Annotated in this window: 14 protein-coding genes; 8 read left to right on the top strand and 6 right to left on the bottom strand. The window is 55.2% G+C overall.

Annotation, left to right across the window (positions count from 1 at the left end; genetic code table 11):
* Nucleotides 1–131: 131 nt before the first annotated feature.
* Nucleotides 132–3,668 carry an LAGLIDADG family homing endonuclease gene (locus tag NSS83_RS32055; RefSeq protein ID WP_341186643.1) on the bottom strand — a complete coding sequence of 1,179 codons (3,537 nt, stop codon included), beginning with the start codon at nt 3,666–3,668 and terminating at the stop codon, nt 132–134.
* 425 nt (nt 3,669–4,093) lie between these two features.
* Between NSS83_RS32055 and NSS83_RS32050 the strand changes: the two genes are divergently transcribed.
* From NSS83_RS32050 to NSS83_RS32040, 3 genes are all read left to right on the top strand, one after another.
* Complete coding sequence (locus tag NSS83_RS32050; RefSeq protein WP_341347300.1) at nt 4,094–5,839, top strand: SNF2-related protein; 1,746 nt, start codon at nt 4,094–4,096, stop codon at nt 5,837–5,839.
* Entirely contained in the window at nt 5,836–6,897 is a 1,062-nt protein-coding gene (locus NSS83_RS32045; RefSeq protein WP_341348793.1) for a YqhG family protein, read from the top strand. Before NSS83_RS32050 ends, NSS83_RS32045 begins: the two co-directional genes overlap by 4 nt.
* A 199-nt stretch (nt 6,898–7,096) precedes the next feature.
* A complete protein-coding gene (locus NSS83_RS32040; RefSeq protein WP_341186645.1) occupies nt 7,097–8,176 on the top strand; it encodes a hypothetical protein in 1,080 nt (359 codons plus the stop codon).
* 233 nt (nt 8,177–8,409) lie between these two features.
* Here NSS83_RS32040 and NSS83_RS32035 read toward each other — a convergent pair whose 3' ends face one another.
* Nucleotides 8,410–8,604, bottom strand: coding sequence for a YqzE family protein (locus NSS83_RS32035; RefSeq protein ID WP_341186646.1), 195 nt, complete (start codon nt 8,602–8,604; stop codon nt 8,410–8,412).
* Nucleotides 8,605–8,810: 206 nt separating this feature from the next.
* Between NSS83_RS32035 and NSS83_RS32030 the strand changes: the two genes are divergently transcribed.
* Nucleotides 8,811–9,614 carry an N-acetylmuramoyl-L-alanine amidase gene (locus tag NSS83_RS32030; protein WP_341186647.1) on the top strand — a complete coding sequence of 268 codons (804 nt, stop codon included), beginning with the start codon at nt 8,811–8,813 and terminating at the stop codon, nt 9,612–9,614.
* Here the strand turns inward: NSS83_RS32030 and NSS83_RS32025 are convergent.
* Together NSS83_RS32025 and NSS83_RS32020 are read right to left on the bottom strand one after the other, a co-directional pair.
* Nucleotides 9,601–10,497: a divergent polysaccharide deacetylase family protein gene (locus NSS83_RS32025; protein ID WP_341347299.1), complete on the bottom strand. Its 897-nt coding sequence runs from the start codon at nt 10,495–10,497 to the stop codon at nt 9,601–9,603. The genes NSS83_RS32030 and NSS83_RS32025 overlap by 14 nt on opposite strands.
* Nucleotides 10,498–10,608: 111 nt before the next feature.
* Nucleotides 10,609–11,481: a helix-turn-helix transcriptional regulator gene (locus tag NSS83_RS32020; protein ID WP_341347298.1), complete on the bottom strand. Its 873-nt coding sequence runs from the start codon at nt 11,479–11,481 to the stop codon at nt 10,609–10,611.
* A gap of 170 nt (nt 11,482–11,651) precedes the next feature.
* Between NSS83_RS32020 and NSS83_RS32015 the strand changes: the two genes are divergently transcribed.
* Nucleotides 11,652–12,398: an SDR family oxidoreductase gene (locus NSS83_RS32015; protein ID WP_341347297.1), complete on the top strand. Its 747-nt coding sequence runs from the start codon at nt 11,652–11,654 to the stop codon at nt 12,396–12,398.
* A 70-nt stretch (nt 12,399–12,468) separates the two neighbouring features.
* On the opposite strand, the gene NSS83_RS32010 is transcribed toward NSS83_RS32015, so the two are convergent.
* Entirely contained in the window at nt 12,469–12,948 is a 480-nt protein-coding gene (locus NSS83_RS32010) for a MerR family transcriptional regulator (RefSeq protein ID WP_341347296.1), read from the bottom strand.
* Between the two features lie 129 nt (nt 12,949–13,077).
* Here NSS83_RS32010 and NSS83_RS32005 point away from each other — a divergent pair, with 129 nt between their 5' ends.
* Nucleotides 13,078–13,935: an SDR family NAD(P)-dependent oxidoreductase gene (locus NSS83_RS32005; RefSeq protein ID WP_341347295.1), complete on the top strand. Its 858-nt coding sequence runs from the start codon at nt 13,078–13,080 to the stop codon at nt 13,933–13,935.
* Nucleotides 13,936–14,062: 127 nt separating this feature from the next.
* Here NSS83_RS32005 and NSS83_RS32000 read toward each other — a convergent pair whose 3' ends face one another.
* Complete coding sequence (locus NSS83_RS32000) at nt 14,063–14,998, bottom strand: hypothetical protein (RefSeq protein ID WP_341347294.1); 936 nt, start codon at nt 14,996–14,998, stop codon at nt 14,063–14,065.
* Nucleotides 14,999–15,293: 295 nt separating this feature from the next.
* Here NSS83_RS32000 and NSS83_RS31995 point away from each other — a divergent pair, with 295 nt between their 5' ends.
* Nucleotides 15,294–16,172 carry a YihY/virulence factor BrkB family protein gene (locus NSS83_RS31995; RefSeq protein ID WP_341347293.1) on the top strand — a complete coding sequence of 293 codons (879 nt, stop codon included), beginning with the start codon at nt 15,294–15,296 and terminating at the stop codon, nt 16,170–16,172.
* Nucleotides 16,169–16,855, top strand: coding sequence for a hypothetical protein (locus tag NSS83_RS31990; RefSeq protein WP_341347292.1), 687 nt, complete (start codon nt 16,169–16,171; stop codon nt 16,853–16,855). Before NSS83_RS31995 ends, NSS83_RS31990 begins: the two co-directional genes overlap by 4 nt.
* Nucleotides 16,856–16,866 lie beyond the last annotated feature (11 nt).

The following is a 16,866-nucleotide window of genomic DNA, read 5'->3' as shown; positions in this document are numbered from 1 at the left end:
AAATTCCTCCTCACAATGTTTGTTATTGCATAAGGAAAATACGGATTTCTAAAGGCTAGAATTACATCTGTTAAATCTGTGCAGAAAATGATTTTTCACTTAAGATTGTGGATGTCCTGTTTTTGATTTCCTCACCCGCACCGGCTATACCCGCAATTCCCGCAGGTCTTACATCCCTCAATATTAATCAGCGAGGCACTCCCGCAGGAAGGGCAGAGATCCCGCGAAGCAGTAACGTGGCTGTGCGCGTCATGACCGCCGTGGCTATCGTTCGTTGCTACCGGAGGAACGGTGGATTTCAGCTCAGCGCTCAGCGCCTCGTTGAAATCAAGCTCCAGTGTAGCCGCTATGGGCGCTGGGATATGGTCGTCATGGGCGTTGTTCAGCACATGGGTCTCCAGGGCTTTGGCTACTGCGTCGGCGATAGACTCGACGCGATTCGCACCGAAGCCGATGGCGCCGGATCCGCCGATGCCCTTGAGGTGCTTGATCAGCAGGCCGACCTTCTCGCCGTGGTCGCCATAGCGCAGGAACAGCGAGCAAACTCGACCGAGGGCTTCGGCCATGGCGAAGACGTCAGAGCCAGCCTTGCCGACGTTCAGGAAGATTTCGGCCGGGATGCCATCAAGGTCATTGATGGTGATATACGCCATGCCGAACGGTGTGTTGATCTTATAGGTCGCTCCGCGCAGCACCTGCGGACGCTTCTTGTATTGTTTGTCTACTCCGCTGGCCCCTGGCAGGCCCGCCGATGCTTCCATAGTCATTGGCTTTGCAACTACAGTAGCCGGAGCTGCCTGTTTTGCTTCCTTAGCCTCCACCGACTTAACTTCAGCTGCCTCTTCCTTCTTGTCTTCCTTCTTCGCCGTTTCCAGCACCTGCACATCACGGCTGCCGTCACGGTAGATCGTCACGCCTTTGCAGCCCAGATCGAAGGCCATTTCGTACAGCTCGGCGGTCTCTTCTACCGTGAAGTCGGACGGGCAGTTCGCGGTCTTGGAGATGGAGCTGTCCACCCAGCGCTGAATAGCGGCCTGAGCACGGATATGATCCTTAGCGGACAGGTCCATCGAAGTGACGAAGTATTCCGGCAGCTCCTCTCCCGGATGGGCTTCCAGCCATTCTTGAGCGATCGGCACGAACTGCTCGTCATAGCCGAGACGGCTCTGGCGGAAATATTTGAAGGCAAAATACGGCTCGATGCCTGTAGATGTACCGACCATGGTTCCTGTGCTGCCGGTAGGGGCCTGGGTGATTACAGTCACGTTACGCATGCCATGCTTACGGATCGATTCGCCGACCTCCGGGTACACCTCGGTAATATTCCGCATAAAGCCGCTCTGCAAATATTTGTCGGTGTCAAACGCCTGGAATGAGCCCTTCTCTCCGGCAATCTCCGCAGAAGCCAGATAGGCCTCGCGGGCCATGAAGCCGTAGAGCTTGTCCAGGAACTCCAGCGATTCGGGGCTGCCGTAGCGGATATTCAGCTTAATCATCAGCTCAGCCAGTCCCATGGTGCCGAGGCCTACGCGGCGTTCGAGCTTCTGGTTCGCTTCATTTTCCGGGAAATGATACGGTGTCTTGTCGATAACATTATCCAGGAAACGCACGGAATAACGGGTAGTTCTCGCAAGATCTGCCCAGTCCACATCATGGTTATCGGCATCGTAGAACTTGGAGAGATTGACTGCGGACAGGTTGCACACGCCCCAGCCGGGCAGGCCCTGTTCCCCGCAGTTATGAGCCACAACACCGCCAGCGATCAGGGAGTGCGTAACAGGCTCAGTAATATCGTATACCGTCACAACCTCGCCTGCTTCGATACCAACGACTTTGGAGATAAACTTTTCATTTTTGCGGGAAGGTCTGGCAATGCGCTCCAGTGCCTCTTGTTTTCTGGTAAGAAGCTTGAAGCCGATCTTATTCTTGAATTCCAGGATGTTGTTGCCGCTTAGGATAAGCTCATAGAATCCGCTGTGTCCGTCGCTATTGATGGAGCTGTTAATTCCGAAATTAAGCAGCAGCAATTGAACGCCTTGAAGCAGCTTCTTCGAAGCTGAAGTCAGCCGTACCGAACGGTGCATCTCATCTCGGTCATATACCGTTCCGTCTGCCGAGAATAATCCTTGCAGGAACGCAACAACGGTCTCACGTGAAGCGCTATACAGTGCAGCCGGAACCTCTTTCTCACCGGCTCTAACCGCCTTGACTCCAAGTCCCTCAAGCTGTTCGCGGACCCAACCCTCACCAAGCTGATCCTCAGCCGCAAACCCGCCTTCACCGGACTGCAAATATACACAATCCTCTGCATTCAGGTTCCGGGCCTCTTTCCAGCCGGAGTCGGTAAATAAGCGGTGCTCAGGCGTAACGGATAGCACAACCCCATTTTGCAGCGAGATCTTCAAGGTTTCTCTGGTCCCAGTCGGGAACACTGTAGCCCGTCTCATCTGTAGACCTGGAACTTCATAGCTTCTGCCGCCGACCACTTTGGCCTGCTCGACTAGTCTCAAATCGGTTCCCACCAGGAAGGATTCCGTTCCAACCTTCTTATATAACTCTTCAATGGTTAAAAGTCCATATTCCGTTGCAATACGGGTATCCGGGTGGAAGCACGGATTGGTACAAATGATTGGATTGAAATACCAGCTATTAGACATCTGGTTATAATACTCCATGAAAACAACGCCCGGCTCCGCTGATTTCCAGGCCGATTCGATAATCGTCTGCCAGATATCGCGCGCTCTGACGGTACGGTAAGGAATGACGCGGCGGTTATCGGCCTTCCATTTATCGAGATCGCCGTCCCACAGGGTGTCATAATCCGGGTCAGTCGTATCGGGGAAGACCAATTCCCAATCCAGATCCTCCTTCACGGCCTTCATGAAGCTGTTGCTCACGCATACCGATAGATTGGCGTTCGTCACCTGGCCCATCGTCTGCTTCACGGTAATGAAATCCAGCACATCCGGGTGCCAGTCGTTAATCATCAGCATCAGCGCACCGCGGCGGCTGCCGCCCTGTTCAATCAGTCCGGTAGTGTAGCTGAAGAGGCCACCCCAGGAGACAGAGCCGCTGGAGGAACCGTTCACCCCACGGACAATAGCGCGGCGCGGACGCAGCGAGGACAGATTGATGCCAACCCCGCCGCCGCGGGCCATAATCTCGGTCATCTCGGAGAGGGTCTCCATGATGCCGCCCCGGCTGTCTTTTGGAGAGGGAATAACATAGCAGTTGAATAACGTAAGCTCTTCGCTTGCCCCGGCGCCAGCCGCAATCCGTCCCCCTGGAACCAGCTTCCAGTCATCCAGAATGGAGCGGAACCGGCTGGTCCACTCCTCCTGAAGCTCGGGTGTCTTCTCTACTGAGGCCATCGCGGCCGCCAGACGATCCCACATCTCCTCCGGCGTCTTCTCGATGTTCAGCGTCAGCTTCTCGACATCCGACTGCACCAGCTCCCCGCTGCGGGTTCGAACCGTAACGATCCGGCCTGTGCGCTCCACAATCTCGCCGACCTCCTTGGTCGGGAACTTCGGATCGTCCTTGGTCAGGACTAGCACCACATCGCCTACCTTGGCATTATTGCTGTCTGCGTCCTTCCAGGCGTAACGGTCCAGGAATATTTTCTCGCTCAGACCCTCTAGACGCTTGTTGTGTTCCACTGTACTCAATACCAAAACCTCCCGGGGATGTAATAGGTCATGCTTCCGGCGGCAAGGCAGCCGCAGCCTGCTTGTCCGGCGAAAGCTCCTTTTGTCAATAACAAACAACCGAATTAAATCCGCATACCCGCTAAATTTCATGCTTTTGTAACAATATATGGTGTGCGTTAACTTTTAAACTATACCACATGTTGTGGATAGAGGTCTTTTTTGAAAAAGCAGCCCCAGGCAGGAATAACGGAAAAACAGGAAAAGAACGGCTGATTTCCTCCCTCTTTCTCGCTTTTTTGCAGGGCAGCGGAACTGAAAGCTTTCAAGGCGGATTACAGCGTTCCTCTGTGAATTCCATGCCCCTCTGGTTATGAAATCTCTCTGAAACGAGCATACTACTGTTACGCATTTCGATATGAAACTGCGACGGAGGAGGCTGCAACATGACGCAATTATTCCGCAATTCCTTGCCCCAAGAGAAGGTAACTTCTGCGCCGCTGCTGCCTGTTCCTCTATCTTTTGAGCGTAACTGGCTGCATGATCTGGAATCGAGACTCGATAAAGGAGGGCCGTGGGGCGACTGGCGCTTATCCCGCCTTGCTGTACAGGGAGAGCAGTCGGGCCTGGTGACCAGCTTCGATGAGCTGCAGTGTATGAAGCATCTGTCCGGGCTGTCTCCCCTGCCCCATCAGCTGGATACGGCGCACAAGGTGCTGTTCGAGATGTCGGGACGAGCGATTCTGGCCGATGAAGTCGGACTTGGCAAGACCATCGAAGCGGGACTTGTGCTGAAGGAATATCTGGTGCGCGGGCTGGTGAGCAAGGTTCTGATTCTGGTGCCGGCCTCGCTTGTCCTGCAATGGGTACGAGAGCTGAATACGAAGTTCGGAATCTCTGCCGTAGCGCAAAAGAAAGCCTATTCCTGGGGCAATGACATTGTCGTCGCCTCGATGGATACAGCCAAGCGTGACCCTCATAAGGAAATGCTGCTGAGCCAGGAGTATGACATGCTGATTATCGACGAAGCCCATAAGCTGAAGAACAAGAAATCGACCAATTATCTGTTCGTACAGCAGCTCCGCAAAAAATACTGCCTGCTGCTCACCGCCACCCCCGTGCAGAACGATCTTGGCGAGCTGTTCAATCTGATTACGCTGCTGAAGCCGGGCCAGCTTGGGAATCAGGGCGATTTTGCTACCAATTTCGTGGTGGATAAGCGCCAGCCCAAGAATGAGGTTCAGCTCCGGGGCGAGCTGTCCAAGGTCATGATCCGCAACCGCCGGGGCGAAGGCCCGGTGAATTTCACCAAGCGCAAGGTGCGCAATATCCCCCTCACCCTCTCCGCAGAGGAGAAGGCGCTGTATGATGGCGTGACCGCTTTTGTCAAAGAACAGTATCAGGAGGCGGGCGGCAATCTCAGCAGTATGCTCTCCCTGGTCACGCTTCAACGTGAGGTGTGCAGCAGCCGGGATGCGGTGTTCGTTACGCTGGTGAATCTGATCAAGAAGCTGCCGGCCGATTCGCCCAAGCGCGAGCGGATGATGGGGCTGCTCCAGACGATCCGAACGGTCAAGACGAATACCAAGGCGGAGAAGACGATGGAATTAATCCGTGAAATGAACGAGAAGGTGATCGTCTTCACGGAATACCGGGCCACGCAGGAGTATCTGCTTCAGTATTTCCGCGAGCATGGACTGCAATGTGTGACGTATTCCGGCGGGATGAACCGCGGCAAAAAAGACTGGATGATGGACCTCTTCCGCGGACGCGCCCAGGTGATGATTGCCACTGAAGCCGGCGGCGAAGGGATCAACCTGCAGTTCTGCCACCATATGATCAATTTCGATCTGCCTTGGAACCCGATGCGGGTCGAGCAGCGGATCGGCCGGGTCCACCGGCTCGGTCAGGAGAATGATGTGGTCATCTATAACCTCTCCACCGAAGGGACGATTGAAGAGCATATCCTCCACCTGCTGCATGAGAAAATCAACATGTTCGAGATGGTCATCGGCGGGCTGGATGTCATTCTGGAGCGCTTCGAGCAGAAGGGCTCGCTTGAAAAAAGCCTGTACAAAATCGTTCTCGAAGCGGGCAGCGACGAGGAGCTGCGCAGCGGGCTGGATACGATCGGCGATTCGCTCAGTGAATTGACCCACGCCAAGCTGGATGATAGCGGGGTGCCTAACTGATGCTGACTCCTACAGAGGTGCGCAAGCAGGTCATGGATTATCTCGAAGCGACCGAATGCACCATTCTCGAATCCTCTCCCCTGCATGTGACGGTGAAGCTCTCCCCGCGCGCGGACCGGATGCTGACGGACCGCCCTTATTATTGGGGCTTCGTGGAGCGCACGGGCGTAGATCCCGAGACCCTGTCCTTCAGCTTCGTCTTCGACCCGCAGAAGTACGATGAACTGGCCGCGCAGGCTGCCACGCCTGCGGCCCGCCCGCGCGGCGGGGCAAGCCGCCCGGCAGGGGCGGGAGCGCCGCCGGGTCTGGCCGGGGCGGCGGATGCCGAAGCAAGCGCGGACCTTGGCGCGGCGCAGGGAGCGGCGTTGCCGCCGGGGGTATCGGCTGCGCCGGAAGACAGCATCCTCGCGCGGTATTTCGGCATCGTTCCGGCGCTGCCGCGCCTCGGACCGGGGATGATCCGCCGCGAGGATGTGACCTACGGCAGCAAGCGCCTGCGGCAGATCTGGTCGGCGGCGCGGGACGAAGGCCGGTGTCTCCAACTGTTCGAGGACCCTGGCCTCAGGCAGCGGACCACCTTGTTCTCGGCCGCCTACGAGCCGTGGCTGGCGGTCTGCTACAAGGTCGAAATGACCTGTGACCTGAAGCGCGAGGAGCTGCATTTCATCGCGGTCTCTTTAACCACCGGGCTGATCGTCCCGGACTTCGAGGCCCGGCTGGCCGGCAAGGAGCTGACGCCACGGCTGCCGGAGAACATTCATGTTCAGCCGTTCGAGTTGGGGATTACGGACGGAGCCGACCGGCTGGAGGGATATCTGACTTCCAAGCTGGCGCTGCTGGATTACACCTGGGCGGAAGAAGCCCGAGAGCGGCTGGAGCTGGAGCTTAGTATCGTGGACATCTACTACGCGGAGCTGCTGAAAGAACCGGAAGAAGAGAAGCGGCTCGCCATCCAGGAGCAGTACAACCGCCGCCGTCAGGAGACCTCGTGGCAGTATGAGCCGCAGATTGCAGTTTCTGCCGTAACGTACGGATTGTTTCATCTGCGCAGCACATAGAATGCGACCTGGTCCGCTAAAAGCAGGCAAAAAAACAGCGAAACTCCCGCCGCCCGGCGCGACAGCAAGCAACAGCCTTTTCAGGGCTTGTCCCCTAGAATGGACAGTAAGAAGCGGAAGCAAGCCCGGGCTTGCGGCAAGGCGGCCGGGACAGCGTGCTCTGCGAATATCCTTGGGTACAGGAAAGGTGACCTATACTATGAACATCTCTATAAGGCAGAAGGGTTCATTCCGGCGGCGTGGCCGCCTGCTCCTCTGTCTGATTCTTGGACTGACTCTGCTGGCTGCCAGTGCCTCCTCTCCTCAGGCGCTAGCATCACAAGCCAGCCGGACGACCGTGACGCAGGCTGTCACGCAGGAGGTTCTTCCGGGACTTGAAATGAAGCCGATTCCGGCGCCGGAAACGCTGCAGGCCTTCACCCGGCAGACGATGAATCAGCTCTCTGCGGATGCTCCTTTTAAGGAATGGAAGAATGCCGTAACGGAGGTCTACCCTCTTGGTCCGGGAACGCGCAGCTGGCTGGTCAATGTGATGAGCAGCGGCCAGCGGATCGGCTATCTCATTATCTCCGCTGCGGATCAGGGCGGATATCTGCTTAGCGAATACGGAGCCGGAACCGATGGACTCCCTTATAGTATGACTGAACTGCGCCAGTATCTGGTGCAGCAAGGACTGATACCCTCTAATTCTTCAGGTGCTATCGGGGTTACGGCGCTCTATGCTCCAATGCTGCCTGTCTGGAAAATCACTACCAAGAACAGCACGCTGTATCTGAATGCTGCCGTCCTGGAGACCCTACCCTGGAGTCAGGGCCAGGCTGAGCCTATTCTTAATGCTGCACCGGAAGCCTCAGCTATGCTGTCCTCCAGCCCTGGGCAAGCTCGAACTGCCCTGCCCGCTCTGCGGAGCGGCGGAGAGGATGACCCTTATGCCGATCTGCTGTGGCTGACCGCACCCAGTCTGAAGACGCTGAATGGAGCAAGCCTTAGCGCTCTGCTGCAGGAGCGGGGCAGTCTCGCCTTCCAGTCTTCGGGGCACAACGACACGCTGGGCGCGCCATTCATGATTACAGGCAGCCAGAGCTGGCTGAAGCCCGGCGCTTCCCGGGACCAGGGAAGCACAGAAGCCGCAGTAGTCTATGCTGCTGCCGGTCCCGGTGGCATCCGCTACCTCCCGCTTAATGCCCTACAGAAGGCCGGAACCTTCCACAAGCTGCCGGTACCGCTGCCCGGAGGAACCTCGCTGGGCTCGGCTGTTCTGCCCGGTTCAAGCCGGTAGACTGACACTGGCAGAATTCCTGCTCCATACTGAAACAGCCTTCCCGGGCACCGTCTGTACGGCGCCACTTGGGAAGGCTGTTTGCTTATACACCTGATTCACACTCAACGCCCGACTTCTGCGAACTCAGGTGCACTTGTACCCCCTGAATTAGTGGAAATCGGGCAAAAGGACAGAATGAGGTGCATTTATACACCTCATGCCCACACAGCGCCCGCTTACCGGCTGAAGCGCTACTCCTTACTATCTCCGTTCCGGCTCCATTTGCTGCGCCACACGGACCAGGCGAGCGGCAGCGTGCCGAACCATTTTTCCGCCCATGGCTGCTTCTCTGCCTTCCGTCTGGCATGGACAGCCCGAGGGTTCTCAATGTAGACGACTACCTTCTCCGTAATATACTTCACCAGATCATCTCCGCCGGATGCCATCTCATACACCTCCCAGGTGAGTGCTTGGCGGGTTCCCGCCCCTTGATCTTATACCTATAGTGTGCTCCAATCCTCCGATCTCTAAACCGGAATCCGAAGCTTCGCATAGGTTGGGCCGTTAAGGCACAATCTAACAAGACTACACCTGTATAAACCGTCGTTAAGTTCAAGTAGCTGTTGATTATTCCGGCAGGGAGGTTATTCACTTGAGACAATCAGAAGCATTGGAGTCCCATACCGCTACACATTCCCATCATTTAAAAGAGCAGGCCCCGCCGAGATCCCGGTACCGGCTGCAAAAGATCATAGCCGCAGCAAGCGTTCTGCTCATGCTTACAGCAGGCAACCCCGCTGTGATCCACGCGGCTGCTTCACGCACTAATCCGCAGGCAGAGCAGCCCAAACACCGCCAGCATATGCTCGGCCATGACCAGCGGATCATTCTGATCGATGCCGGGCATGGAGGAATTGACGGCGGAACTTCCTACGGCAGCATTCTGGAGAAGGACATTACCCTCGCCATCTCACGCCGTCTCTTCCTCCTGCTGCGTGCGGACGGCTTCGATACGATCCTGAACCGGACCGGCGATTATGCGCCCAGCGATGAGAATCTGTGGCTGAGGAACAGATCCCGGCATCTGCGCGATCTGGCCCAGCGCAAGGAGCTGGCAGAGACGCTTCCGGCCAATGTTGTGGTCAGCATCCACATTAACTGGGCGAAATCCCCGTCCAAGCATGGTCCGCTCGTCCTGTACCGCCAGGAAGGACGCAGCTTCCTGCTGGCCCGGACCATACAGGATCAGCTCAACAGGCTCTACGGGATGAAGAATGATCCTGTCCGGGGCAAACCCTTCTATCTGCTCAACAAAATAACCGCCACAACGGTGATCGTTGAGGCGGGATTTGTCAGCAGTCCGGCTGACCGCGAGAAGCTCTGTACACCGAAGGGACAGGAAGAAATCGCCGAAGCCATTGCGAACGGGATCGCTGCTTACCTTATGGAAGTGTAAGCCGGGCATTCCACTTCCATTCGTCGCGGACCAGATCGGAGATACCGACGAATTGCACCTTGTCCTTCATTCCGGCAATGCCGCTGCGGATGCCCGCGGCGGTCTCTTTACCCTGGATGCCGACATGACCGATGGTAACGCAGAACTTTTGGCTCAAGGCCCGCTCCTGCACAAGCTTCATCTGCTTGATTACATGGCTTGCCGAATGCACATCATCCAGGAAAATATGATTCTCCACCGGCGGCATTCCCAGCTCACGGGCCATCCGCCCCGCAACTGAACGGTAGTTGGTATGGCTGTCTACGAAGAATAGCCCGCGCTCCTTGCAGACCGCAAGCACGATACCCATGACCCGTTCATCTCCCGTCACCTTGGAGCCCATATGATTGTTGATGCCGATCGCGTAAGGCACATTATCGAGCGCAGCCTCCACCCGCTGGCGGACCTCGGCATCATTCATGCTGGTCAGCACGGCCCCCGGCCCCAGCCATTCCGGCTTGCCCTGGCGCGGCTCCATCGGCAGATGGACCAGCACATCGAAGCCAAGCTCATGCGCGCGCCGAGCATCCTGCTCACTGGAGCGCATGAACGGCATCACCGCCACGGTAATTTTGACCGGTAGCTTGAACATCTCTTCCGTCCCGCGCATGTCATTGCCGAAGTCATCAATAATAACAGCGACGCGGGGCTGCTGCTTCTGCTCCGCTTCCTGCCGGGTGACGGAACCGCTGTGGGCCGCAGGTGCAGGTGGGGAAGCGGCCTTGCCTGCCGGAGCAGCAGACACCATATGCGGAGCTGGAGGAACAAGCGCAGTGAGCATTACCATAACCGCAGCCAGCAGATACACAAGGATATGCTTCCTTCTGGAATTGCGTCTCTTCATCTATAGAACCTCCTTCGTGATTCAACAATTGTTCTCATTGTTTGGCTCCCGAAGGTGAAATATGTACGAAAGTGGTTACGCAAAAATTAACAATGGCAGGGAGAGCCGCTTTCACCCGCCATTGGGCTGGATAAGCCATCCGGCTCCCCGGCGGTCAGCTTCAAGCATGTCCTCCAGCACCTGCACTTTATTTTCTTCGGATACGGGCGTGAATACCCTCATTGCATAATCGCTGCTCTCAGAAATTTTAAAAGTATGGTATTGGAACGTCAGCAGTTCAGTTTCAGGAAGACGGATGATTTGTTCACCCTCGAAAGAATCGGAGACATCATGCCGTTCCCATAACGTCCTGAATTCTTCGCTCCTGTCCATTAACTTCTCGGCCAGCTCCTGATACCACGAATCGTTCATGTAAAAGGCAAACCGGCTTCTGAAATGGGCCACCATCATCGAGGCAACCTTCTCCCAATTCGCAATGCGAAGCTTGCTCTCCTCCACTGCAAAAACACGCCAAAGAATATTTTTTCCGAGCTCCGGGTCTCGGCTGAAGTCTCTACACAACGTATCTGTTATTTGGTTCATTGCGATAACATTCCAGCGTCGATCCATAATGTACGCTGGATAGGTTCCCATCCTGTCCAGTATCTTCTGCAGGGAAGGAGGAACGGCATCATCCGAGTTTGACTGCAGAAGCGGTGAAGGATTGGCCAATAAAAGAAGATGGTTGCGTTCGCCGCTGTTAAGACGCAATGTCCTCACCAGACTTTCCAGAACCTGCTCCGACACATGAATGTCCCGGCCCTGCTCCAGTGCTGTATACCATGGCAAAGAAATGCCCGATAAGCTTGACACTTCTTCCCGCCGCAAGCCTTTCGTGCGGCGGCGTGACTGTTCCACCTGCAGCCCCATCTCTACCGGAGAGACACGCGAGCGTCGTGAACGGAGGAAATCAGCCAATTCTTTACGTCTTCTCTCATCATTCATGAACAGGTTACCTCCTCTCTATTGGTGATACTTTTTATACTAGTAATCGTGCCAATAGTATCCGGAGCAGTAGTATAAACGCACACCTGTGTACCGGTTCTATAACTGATTATAATCGTGTTATCACCCGTTCTTAAATTCAAATATCGAATACAAAGGAGATTTTTCTTGTGCAAACAATAGAGAACGAATATGGGCATCGTTTCAAAGACAAACGTGTTGTTATTCTTGGAGGAACCTCAGGAATCGGATTTGCGACCGCCGAAGCCGCCGCCCGGGAAGGGGCGAACCTAGTCGTCGTGTCCAGTAAAAAAGAAAATGTTGACCGGGCCGTTTCGCGTTTGCCCGAAGGCACCAAAGGGTGTGCGGTAGATTTGACGAATGAGGAACAGGTTAGAACATTTTTTAGTAATATCGGCGAATTCGATCACTTGGTGTTTACTGCCGGCGACCCAATGATGATCGAAAATCTGGATATCACCGACATCGGGACTGCACAGCAATTATTCAACTTGCGATACTGGGGAGCGTTCATGGCTGCCAAATACGGCAGTCAGAACATCCGGCGAGGCGGTTCGCTCACGCTGACTTCCGGTATCGCCGGAGCTCGTCCGCAGAAAGGAGTTACTGTTGCAGCCAGTATATGTGGAGCTGTTGAGTCCCTCACCAGAGCGTTGGCCGTCGAGTTGAGCCCGCTTCGCGTCAACACCGTTAGCTTCGGCATTATGCGTACCGAGTTTTGGAACGAGGTTCCTGAGAAGCACCGGAGCATAATGTACAATAATGTCGGGGAATCACTTCCAGTGGGGAGAATCGGTGAACCGGAGGATGGTGCCGAAGCATTTTTATACCTAATGCGGGAGAACTATTCTACCGGTCAAATTATTGTCGTGGATGGCGGTTCTACGCTCGTTTAAGCTTCTTGCAGAGCTCCGGTCCAGCTCAGCCGCTATAGGCTCCGCCTGTATTCCACCACTTCATCGATCCTCACACTGTAGTCTTGACTTTACGTCCTCTTGGCATCTGCTTGCGGTCCCCGGTCAGCTCACAGGCCTGCGGGCCCAGGCTCCCCTGGTCGATTTTGACATCTATGAAGTCAACAATTTGCTGCAGCGATGCGATCTGCTCGATAATCTTCTGCCGGTGATTCCGAATCATCGTGTGGAGCTCAGGATACTGAGACAGGTCTGCATCCATAGACAAGTGCAGATAAGGACGCATGTCGTCCAGCGACATCCCTGTTTTTTTGAGACATGTAATCAGCAGCATCCGGTTCAGGTCTGATTCGCTATAGATGCGGTGGCTGTTTCCCTTGCGCTTCGCCCGGGGCAGCAGCCCAATCTTCTCATAATACCTTATCGTATCCTCAGACATGCCCGTCCGCTCCGCCGTTTCCTTAATCGAATATCCCTGCTGGAGATCCGCTTCCGCCACACTCATAGAATCACTCCCTTTGATTGTTCTCAATCCTCCCCTCCATTCTACAACTTGGAGTCAGCTCCAAGTCAATGACACATTTTATCGCTTGACTTGGATTCGGCTCCAAGTTATACAATGAGCACCATTCACCACTTTCCATGTAGAGGAGCAACCACTATGAAATCATCACATCCCCCGCGCACCGCGCTGATTACTGGAGCCAATCACGGTATCGGGCTGGCCCTGACCCATAGACTTCTGAATGAAGGCTGGGAGGTCATTGCGCTGATCCGCTCTGCTTTTGCAGAAGATGACCCGCTTACCCAGCAGGCACTCAGCAGCAGACAACTTCGAATCTATAAGGCAGATTTAAGCGATTTCGGGCAATTACGGAATGTCCTGCAGGAGATTAACCATCACGAAGCGCACATTGACATTCTGTTCAACAACGCCGGGGGCAGCTTCCCCGAATTATTCTTGTCCAAGCAAGGGCGTGAGCTGCATTATGAGCTGCAGACGGTGGTTCCGTATATCATTATGATGGAGCTGAAGCCCCTCTTGAAAAAAGGCAATCTCCGCACGGTCGTGAACACGTCCTCCAATGCGTTTATGATGAAGCGCAGCTTCGATCCGGATTCTCTGGAGCACCCGGCCAAATTTCAGATGCTGACCGGCCCTTATGCCGACACCAAGCGTGCCTTGTCCTTGTGGACGGAAGCGGCGGCCCCGGCGCTTGCGGCGGAGGGCATCCTGATCCGCAGCGCCGATCCCGGAGGCAACAACACCCTTCGCAGCGGCAAAAAATCCGGTATCCCGTTATGGTTAAAACCCATTACACGGCTGTTCTTCCCCGAGCCTACCCATGGCGCAGGCCTGCTGTATCAGGCAGCTCTGGGTGAACACAGCGGCAAGTCCGGTGTCTTCCTGATTAAGAATCAGGTCAAACCGCTGAAATTCACAGAGCATAGCAGCCGTATCCTGAAGGATGTCCGGGCCATTTACGAGCAGGAATTCCTTCAATCCGGGGGCGCCTAATAGCTGCTGCCAGTGATAAGGCTGCAATTGGCACGCGACGCGGTCAAGCCACAGCCCTCCGTACCGGGAGCTGTGGCTTGACCGCTTCATTCGTTTTATTTTATGCCAGACGGTATTCCAGTTCTGTTCATAGCAGCTCCGCCATTCGTCCGAATTCCCGCAGCAGCCGCAAATTCTCAATCACGATATGCCCCTTCCACCAGTTCTCACTAATAGCATACTCGCGTTCATATCCTTCCCAGCTCCAGGTCAGCTCCCAGACACCTGCGGTATTTCGGGTCTCCAGCAGATAGTCCAGCTCCCGGTGCAGCAGTCCGCCCAGTTCAGCGTATCCGGGACTATGCGGCGAATGAATGAACGCTGACGGACGGCATCCATACCCGTTCCAATTCCCCTCATCGCGGCTGATCAGGCGTGCGCTCTGTACTTTGAAGGCTTCTTGCAGCTCCACATAGGGGAAGTGCTCCTGTAGCCCCGCCAAGGTGATGCCATGCAGCAGCGTGTCCACACATTTCAGCGGGTGCATCTCAATATTAGGGTCACGCAGGAAAAGCTCTGTCAGCTCACGGGCAATCTCCAGTCCGGTGGCATACAGCCCGCTATCCCGCGGAGCAGCCTTCAGAATGAATCCGGCCAGAATAGCTGTCGGGTTATACATACTGTGGGAAGTACTGTCTGAACTTGTATGCCACCAGGGGGCATGAGGATAATCGTTATTGGAAGCTACGACATTCCTCCATGTGCGGCCATCCATATCCGCGCCGCTGTCCAGGTATTTCAGAATTCCCTGCACCAGCGGATGCCCGGCCTCTGTGAATTCCAGCTCCAACAGCCTCTCCACCGCCGTAGCGGTCTGGATGGGCGTGGAATTCGGATTCCACGCGTCCGCTTCCAGGGCATGGCCAAAGCCCCCATCCTCATTCTGATAGGCGGATAGCGCTTCCAGCACCGGTGCAGCTCCGCCGCCCTCAAAGTGAAATCTCCACCGCGCCAGGTCCAGCGGACGGGCATTCCGAACCATCCAACGCCTAATTCCCTCATACTCCTCAAGCAGCAGCTTCATATACACTCTCCTTATACCTTGGGTGTAGCAAGATAGACTGAACCTGTTTTGTTCTGTTATGGGATGGCCCGACTCCAGAGAAGGTTTGGCCCAGTCAGTCTATACTGCTATCTTTCCTACTATTCTAAGAGTTTTCCAGTATAATACAAGTGAATTGCCAAAATCCAACTAATCCCGGTATGTTACAATAAAAACTACCCCGACGGACTAAAGGGTATTTCACCGGGGTATACATATATATGGAACGATTTGGCTACCATCTCAGCCTATCCGGGAATTCATGAAGGAGGGTCCTATGAACAGCACTTCCGGCAGTAGAAGAGGCACTTTCAAGTTCATCAAGCAGCTATGGGTGAAAATTAATGACGATGATGTCCAGGGCATCGCTGCGCAGCTGACCTATTATTTAATCCTGTCTCTGTTTCCTTTCCTCATCTTCATCATGACCCTGATCGGGTATGCGAATATCTCCCTGGAGAAAAATATAGAGCAGTTGGAGCAGATCATGCCCGCCGAAGCCATCTCTATTATAGAAGAGATTCTGCAGGATGTTTCCGCAGGACGCAGCCAGACGCTGCTGTCCTTCGGGATGCTGGCTACGCTGTGGGCCGCCTCCAAAGGGATCAATGCCATCATTAAGGGGCTTAACCGTGCATACGAGATTGACGAGAGCAGAGTGTTCTGGAAAATCCGGGGGATCGCCCTGCTCGCTACCTTGACAATCGGGTTCGTCGTACTGCTCAGCATGCTGCTATTGGTCCTTGGCAGCTGGCTTAAGACGCAGGTCTTTCTGCTGGTTGATCTCCCCTATGGATTCCAAAAGCTCTGGGATCTGCTGCAATATGCGATTCCGTTGTTCGTAATGTTCATCGTCTTCACCCTGCTGTACTGGATCGCTCCCAGCCGGAGACTGGCGCTGCGGGAGGTAATGCCTGGGGCGTTGTTCACCACCATCGGCTGGATTACGACCTCGATTCTGTTCTCCGTATACGTCAATCAATTCAGTGATTTCTCCAAAACCTACGGCAGTCTCGGGGGCGTAACCGTGCTGCTAATCTGGCTGTATATCAGCTCTTTTATCATCCTGGCCGGAGGCGAGATCAATGCCGTGCTGCTGAACCGTAAGGTGAAGAGCATGCCCTTCAGCTCCTTCAAAGGACAGAAGCTCCCATGAACCCCTCCCTGATTGATGCCATGACCAAAAGCCCGCTCCGCACCTCCTTCTATCATTTCACCCGGGCAGTGAATCTGCCAGCCATGGCTGCCCTTGACGCCATTTATTCCTCTGCGGTGCTGAGCCCCGCCCATGCAGCCGGAGAGCGGCGGACTGCGGCGCGCCGGGTAAGCTATACAGGGCAAGCCGCGACGCTGAATGCCCATCTGCGCATTACGCCTGAGGCGATGGCTCCGGGGACAACGGCGGAAGAGTTCCGCCGCTGCCTGGACCGCCATGTGTTCCTGTGGGCGACCTGGCGCGATTGCCTCGCAATGGCTGCAATGTATTCGCGCAGAGAGCCGGGCGAGGTCTTCGCTGTGCTGAAGCTCGATGCCCGCAGCGTCCTGGCGGGTCACTACGCCCGCATCAGGCTGTCTAAATACGATTCCGGCAGCTCCCCCAGGTTCCCGCACCGCATGTCATACCGCAAGAGCTGCGCTATGCTGCTTCCCCTAGCCGAATTCATGTCCTCCACCGGACAAGCTATCCCCGTCAAGCCGTCCGAGATCAAGGAGGTGCTGGTTGAGAACAAGCTGGCTCCGCTCAGCCAATATTTACAGACGGTCTACTGTTTACAGCCCCAGCTTGTACCTGAGCTCTGGCAGCCATTGTGCCAGCCCCTAATTCTTCCCCTAGGTTAGTCCTGCTTACC

Source organism: Paenibacillus sp. FSL H3-0469 (genome assembly GCF_038051945.1).
Lineage (GTDB): Bacteria > Bacillota > Bacilli > Paenibacillales > Paenibacillaceae > Paenibacillus_AQ.
Note: the sequence above shows the minus strand (reverse complement) of the source record. Positions and strands in the feature narration are given on the sequence as shown.